At 36.9% G+C, this 6,503-nt stretch carries 5 protein-coding genes and 3 tRNA genes; 5 read left to right on the top strand and 3 right to left on the bottom strand.

All coding sequences use genetic code 11. The annotated features are described in order from the left end of the window. Both IKK64_02950 and IKK64_02945 read right to left on the bottom strand, forming a co-directional pair. On the bottom strand, window positions 1–105 hold a 105-nt coding region (locus IKK64_02950), incomplete at its 3' end, for a hypothetical protein (GenBank protein ID MBR4119019.1). A 181-nt stretch (window positions 106–286) separates the two neighbouring features. Then, window positions 287–3,997 (bottom strand): glycoside hydrolase N-terminal domain-containing protein, encoded by a 3,711-nt coding sequence (locus IKK64_02945; protein MBR4119018.1) that lies wholly within the window; start codon window positions 3,995–3,997, stop codon window positions 287–289. 308 nt (window positions 3,998–4,305) lie between these two features. On the opposite strand from IKK64_02945, the gene IKK64_02940 reads away from it, so the two are divergent. The 4 genes from IKK64_02940 (at window position 4,306) to IKK64_02925 (ending at window position 5,388) form a co-directional block, all read left to right on the top strand. Continuing rightward, window positions 4,306–4,377 (top strand) — tRNA-Glu (locus IKK64_02940). A gap of 22 nt (window positions 4,378–4,399) precedes the next feature. Beyond that, window positions 4,400–4,651 (top strand): 30S ribosomal protein S20, encoded by a 252-nt coding sequence (locus IKK64_02935; GenBank protein MBR4119017.1) that lies wholly within the window; start codon window positions 4,400–4,402, stop codon window positions 4,649–4,651. 34 nt (window positions 4,652–4,685) lie between these two features. Beyond that, a tRNA-Glu gene (locus IKK64_02930) sits at window positions 4,686–4,757 on the top strand. Window positions 4,758–5,091: 334 nt separating this feature from the next. Beyond that, entirely contained in the window at window positions 5,092–5,388 is a 297-nt protein-coding gene (locus tag IKK64_02925) for a hypothetical protein (GenBank protein ID MBR4119016.1), read from the top strand. A gap of 176 nt (window positions 5,389–5,564) precedes the next feature. Here the strand turns inward: IKK64_02925 and IKK64_02920 are convergent. Further along, window positions 5,565–5,638, bottom strand: a tRNA-Ile gene (locus IKK64_02920). A 247-nt stretch (window positions 5,639–5,885) separates the two neighbouring features. On the opposite strand from IKK64_02920, the gene IKK64_02915 reads away from it, so the two are divergent. Then, a complete protein-coding gene (locus tag IKK64_02915; protein ID MBR4119015.1) occupies window positions 5,886–6,500 on the top strand; it encodes an HAD family phosphatase in 615 nt (204 codons plus the stop codon). Window positions 6,501–6,503: the final 3 nt, after the last annotated feature.

The raw sequence follows: 6,503 nt of genomic DNA, 5'->3' as shown, positions 1-6,503 counted from the left end.
TCCTGTTCCTAAAAAATCAAGAAACTGTTTAGGCATCTCGGGGCGAGATACGGGCCAGAATCTGCTACCAATACCGCCCGCCATTATAATGCAATATCTCTCCATAGAATATCATTCGTTTATCGCAAATATAAAACTATTAGTTGGCACAAGCAAATTAATAAGGTAAAAGAAATATAAAATAAGTTGTTTAAATTTGAAGTTGTATTTATTATGTATATATGAAGAAAAGAGGCTATCGCAACTTTTGTTGGATAGCCTCTTTGAATAGAACTATAATAGATTCTTATTTAACTAAGAATTTTTGTGTTTCGTTAATTCCTTTGCCATTAACTTTAACAACGTAACTTCCGCTGTTTACATTGCAGTTGAAAGGAATATCAATTGAATCAGACTCTTTGTTGATAGTAACGTTTTCTATTTGTTGCCCCAAAGTCGAGAAAACGACAAGATTAATTTCTCCTCTTGCAGCACCGTTTATTTGAACGGTGAATGTTCCCTCGTTGGGGTTTGGAAAAACCTTTACCTTACCTCCTTTCACGCTATCACTAATGGAAGGTCTTATACCTGTTGTCTCAGATTTAAGTTCTCCATTCTCCATTGTGATACGATATTGTTCACCTTTAATAGTTGGGAATGCCATTTTTTTTCCATTGTAGCGGATACGGCACTCTTCGCCCATATTTGAAGTTACTAAAGCATAATCTAATTGATTGTTTGCGTAGTAAATATCAACGGTGAAGTTACCGCGAGCAAGAAGTCCTGTTATAGAACCCTCAGTCCAGTCCGATGGTAATGCAGGAAGAATATACAAAGTATCCATTTGACTTTGAAGGAATAACTCCGAGATACCCGCAGTTCCTCCAAAGTTACCATCAATCTGGAATGGTGGGTGAGTATCCCACATATTATCCAAGGTACCCTCTTTTAGCAGGTTCTTGAATAATGTGTAAGCGTGGTCACCATCTTGAAGACGAGCCCAGTGGTTAAGTTTCCAACCCATACTCCATCCAGTTGCAGCATCACCACGTTGACGAAGTGTCTCTTTACAAGCCTCAGCCAGTTCGGGAGTCGTTATTGGGTTTACTGTGCTACCGGGGTGCAAACCAAATAGGTGGTTTGTGTGGCGGTGTTGGTCTCCGTATGGGTCAATATCTTCGTACCACTCTTGAAGTTGTCCGTAACGTCCAATTTGATAGGGGTACATATTGTTTAGTTTATTTTTCCATTCAGCAACAAGGTCAGCATCTTTTCCAAGTATCTCTGCCGCTTTAATAGCCTCAATCAAAACCTCGCGGGTAACGGCATTTGCGTATGTAGCACCAAGGTCGCAAGTACCATGCTCAGGAGAGTATGAAGGAGCAGATGTATATGAACCATTAGCATAGTATAATAGGTCAGATACAAAGTTTGCACTCGATTTGATAATGTCGTAACCAACCTCTGCTAACCACTCTTTATCGCGAGTGTAATCGTAATATTCCCAGATTTGAGTAGTCAACCATGGTCCGGCAGTTGGGTTGTAGTTCCAACTCATATCAGAATCAATCAATGGAGCAGTAAATCCAAAGATGTTAGTTGAAACCTCAGCTGTCCAGCCTCTTGCTCCGTAGTATGCTTGAGCAGTACGCTCTCCGGGTTTAACCAAACCTTTAACATAATCAATAAATGGTTGGTAGCACTCTAACATGTTAGTACATGTAGCAGGCCAATAGTTCATTTGAAGGTTAATGTTGTTGTGGTAATCAACACGCCAAGGTCCATCAATATTGTTGTTCCACATACCTTGAAGGTTGGCGGGCATATTTCCTGCACGAGAACAAGCAATTAATAAGTAACGTCCATATTGGAAATAAAGGGCCTCTAACTCGTGGTCTAAAGTTCCGCTACGATAGTTTGCTAAACGAGTAGGCGTTGGCAAGTTCTCAAAAGTCTTATTGGGGTTAATTGATAACTTAACTCTGTCGAATATTTTGCAGTAGTCCTCTCTGTGGTTATTGAACAACTCGTTATATGATTTCTCCTTTGCAGCATTAATAACATTGTTTACACTTGCAATTGGATCAACTCCAACGAATGCTTTGCTATCGGTAAATGAAGGGTTGAAGTTCATCTTGTAGTCAGTGTCGGCAGCAATAATGAAATCAACATCGGTAGAACCAGTTACTGTAATATTGCGAGTTGAAGCATTTGATGAAACAGTACCTCCGCCATTTGTGCGAACATAAACACGCATTGCCCATTTCATTCCGTTGTTGTCTATCTTGCAGTCGTACAATAGACCTCCATCAACCTCTGTAACGCTTTGAACGTTTTGAGGACAGTTGAATGAGAATGTTAGGTTTTGAGTACCGCCTTTTGATTGGAATTTCCATACCATAACGCTATCAGGGTATGAACAGAAATATTTACGAGTATAGCCTACGCCATCAGCATCAAATTTAACAACAACCATCGAAGAGTCCATATTCATAATTCTCTTATAGTTGGTAACGTTGCTCTCGTTAATACCGGTCTCAACGTATGCCTCGCCCATCATTGTAAATGTACCAAATACATTTTTGTTGTAACTTACAGTTCCGTTGTAGTTGTTTTGAACCAATGAGTGAGCCGCAGAGTTGTTTCCTGCAACCAAGTAGTTGCGAACTTGTTGAAGAGTAGAAGATGAAACAGTTTTGTTCATATTCCAGTAGTTGGTAACGCCGGTACCCGGACCTCCCTTCCAAAGAGTCTTCTCGTTCATAACAACACGCTCTTTGTTTACAGCACCCATAATGGTAGCACCTAACGAACCGTTACCAATTGGGAAAGATTTTTTCTCCCAGTTTTGGTCGGGGTTGGTAGTAGTGGCACTAAAATCGTTAGTGTTCCAAATAGCAAGACCAGCAGTTGACGAGTTTGGAGTGTCAAACCATATAGCATTGCCTTTTGTATAATCAACAACGTTAGAGATAATATATTCACCATCCTCGCTATTGGTTAAACTCTCTTTTGTACCATTAACTGTTATGTTATTGATATTTACTTTGATAGAGTTTCCTATGGTTGCAGTAGTGGCAACATCAGCAATAAGTATGAAATAGTTATTGCCGTGTGCTAAAGTTTTGTTTGCAGTAAATGAAGCAATATTGCGAGCGAAAGACTCCTTCTCAGCAATAACCTCAGTAGTTACGTTTCCTGAAGTAGAGTATATCCAGCGAAGATTGCTTATGTCTGTTGATTCGGTACCTGTAAACTTAACAGAGAAACCTGTAACATTAAAAGGATTTAAGCCGCCATCAGTCTTAACGTTAACTGATGCAAGGATGATTTTCTTTTCACCACAGTTAACCTCACCTGAACGTTTCTCAACAGAGATAGATTCTATCTCCATATCTTTTGGCTCGTTTATTTTAATTGTAAAATCAACAACACAACCACCATTTGTAGTAATATAATTTCCTGATGTACTATTACCGCAAGGGTCTAAACTGTTCCAGTCAACTTTAAAACGAGCAGTGTAAGTTCCTCCTGCAAGATTTGATGGAATGGTAAAAGCAGGCATTGCTGAAGCATTTGGCAATCCAGCGCCATTGCTGACATATGTTCCTGCACTATTAGGAGCATTTGAAGCACCGGTTGAACTATAATAAGAGTAACTTACCACCTCTCCGCCAGTTGTTCCATTAGCGTTAAGAGTTTGGTTGAACTCTCCATCTTGATTGTAGTCAACAAAGAGATAACCATGCATCCATGCTCCATTCCAAGTTAAATCAGAGAACGTAATCTCCTCTCCTGGGTTGGTTTCAAAAATTGTAGATTTACGATCGTAATAAATCGAACCAGATGTTGTTTGATTTACCGAAACTACTTGAGACGTTGTCCCATCGGTAACACCAAATGAAACAAGGTTTCTTCCGTAACTTGAATTATAAGAACCAAAAGAGCAATCGGCATAAACATTGCCAAAAGCCATTGATACAATTAATACAAGCGTACTAACTAAAAATTTTTTCATAATAAAATAGTATATTGTTTGTTTTTTTAATTTGCACAAATTCCCATTTTCGATACAAATATATAATAAATTACCTAATTTAGACATTATTATATAAATAAAAATAATTAGCGGGCTATTATTTATGACCTCACGTATAGCCCTGCATTTGGTATAAATGTAAGAGAGAAAATACCTAAATTGCGGATAAAAGCAATAAAATAATTATTTTGATAAAAGTTTTTGTTTAAAAATTTGTCCAATTAAAAAAAAGTATATACCTTTGCAGTCGCAAATCGAGAAATATGTATTTATACGCAACTCGATATGGCCCTTTCGTCTATCGGTTAGGACGGGAGATTCTCATTCTCCAAAGAGGGGTTCGATTCCCCTAGGGGCTACTAATAATAAAAAAATAAAGAAATGGCAAACCATAAATCTTCAATCAAAAGAATCCGCGAGACAGAAACTCGCCGTTTGCATAATAGATATTATGCAAAAACAATGCGTAATGCAGTTCGCAAATTACGCGCTACAACAGAGAAAGAGGAGGCTGCAACTCTTCTAGTGAAAGTAACTTCAATGCTTGATAAATTAGCAAAGAAAAACGTTATTCACAAAAACAAAGCAGCTAACTTAAAATCAAAATTAGCTCTTAAAGTTAATAAACTATAAGAAAGCGGGTGTCGGGAATCCCACACCAAAGGATGGTCCATTCGTCTATCGGTTAGGACGCAAGATTTTCATTCTTGAAAGAGGGGTTCGATTCCCCTATGGACTACGAAAGGTTGAACTAGAGTTCAATCTTTTTTTGTTTTATAAACATCATATCTTTTGTTATTGTTTGACACCAGAACACAAAAGAAGAAAACTCTCGGGATTGCCCTGGGAGTTTTTGTTTTAAGAGTAGCGAATATTGATTGTTGACTGCTTTGAGAGGAAAAGAGGTTGAATACCTGTTTGAAGTCTTATAAACTCAAAAACCAAAACTTTGATTCTTTGAAGGCTGGAAAATCTGTGATTTTAGAAAAAAGTGTGATATTCTTGAAAAGAAATCATTTGATTCTAAAATAATAAAGCAGAAATTTAGATTTATAATAGAGATAAGAGATGAAATGTTGAAATCTAAGAATGAGTTAGAATGTTATAAGGCTCATACAGATTGTATTCCTGAGATAGAAAAGATAAACTCTGTACTCTCTTATGTCGAGGAGTTGTTGGAAACAACGAATAAATCAATAAAGGGTATAGAGCGAATTTTTGGTGCCAAATATAAAGAAAAAACAATTGTTGAATCTTTTAAACCTCTTAAAGAATTGTCTCTAAATGCAAAGAGACAAACAGATAGACAAAATAGAAAAGAAGGGTTACAACCTATATTTTTTATACTACTGATTATATTGGGGCAATAGTGTATTTCTTATTTTAGTTTATTCTCTTTTTGTCTTTTGATACTCATATTTGCAAAAAAAAGAAGAGTTAAATCATCAGTCACAAAACTCTCGTATGTTATAATGTTGCAATTATAAAAGATAAGGAGTTGTAAAACAAAAGAAATCGCTAAGTACTCTTAGCGATTTCTTATTTGTGGTCCCACTTGGGCTTGAACCAAGGACCCCCTGATTATGAGTCAGATGCTCTAACCAACTGAGCTATGGGACCTCTTTTAGGGTGTACCCCTCAAAAGCGATGCAAATATACGCACTTTTTTTTATTCTGCAAAATAAATAACTATGATTTTGATAAATTTGTTTTATTTGATGTAGATAGATAAATGGAGTTTCTAAAATTTTACTATCTTTGCGGTAAACCGCGAATATAGACTGCACTCGCTGTGAAATATCAAAGCAAGCTTTGTTAATCTCGCTCGTTTGTTACTATTTTTGTAGTTTATAGAAGATTTCAGATTATGAAACAAGAATATACTACAATAATTTTTGATCTGGGAGGGGTATTGATAAATCTCAACAGACAAAATTGTTTGAAGGCTTTTAGAGAATTGAGTTACGACTCTATTGATATGATGCTTGGAGAGTACCGACAAAAGGATGAACTTTTGGCATTGGAGGAGGGGCGTATCTCTCCCGAAGAGTGGAGAGATTCTATTAGGCGTTGTATTTCTGTTTCGGTAACTGATAAGCAGATTGATGATGCCTTTAATGCCTTTCTTGTAGATATTCCTATTGAAAAGTTGAGGATGATACGCCGTTTAAAGGAGAAGTATCGTGTAGTTATGTTGAGCAATACCAATAAGGTAATGTTTGAAAGTAAGATACCTGAACTTTTTAAAATTGACGGTTTGAAGATGGAAGATTACTTCGATAAATTCTTCCTCTCTTATGAGATGGGTATGAGTAAACCATCGCCCGAAATATTTTTGCGTGTTGCTGAGGAGTTAGAGATTGCTCCACAAGAGGCACTCTTTATTGATGACTCATTGGCGAACATTGAAGCAGCATCTAAATTAGGATTTCAAACTATGCATGTAGAACCCTATACCGATTTTTCGAATAAATTATTATAACTA

This window comes from Bacteroidales bacterium, assembly GCA_017521245.1.
GTDB lineage: Bacteria > Bacteroidota > Bacteroidia > Bacteroidales > G3-4614 > Caccoplasma_A.
This window is presented reverse-complemented; position numbering and strand designations above follow the sequence as displayed.

Coding starts and splice junctions, on each gene's coding strand:
- IKK64_02945 (MBR4119018.1), bottom strand. CDS start 3,997: ATGAAAAAATTTTTAGTTAGTACGCTTGTATTAATTGTATCAATGGCT.
- IKK64_02935 (MBR4119017.1), top strand. CDS start 4,400: ATGGCAAACCATAAATCTTCAATCAAAAGAATCCGCGAGACAGAAACT.
- IKK64_02925 (MBR4119016.1), top strand. CDS start 5,092: ATGTTGAAATCTAAGAATGAGTTAGAATGTTATAAGGCTCATACAGAT.
- IKK64_02915 (MBR4119015.1), top strand. CDS start 5,886: ATGAAACAAGAATATACTACAATAATTTTTGATCTGGGAGGGGTATTG.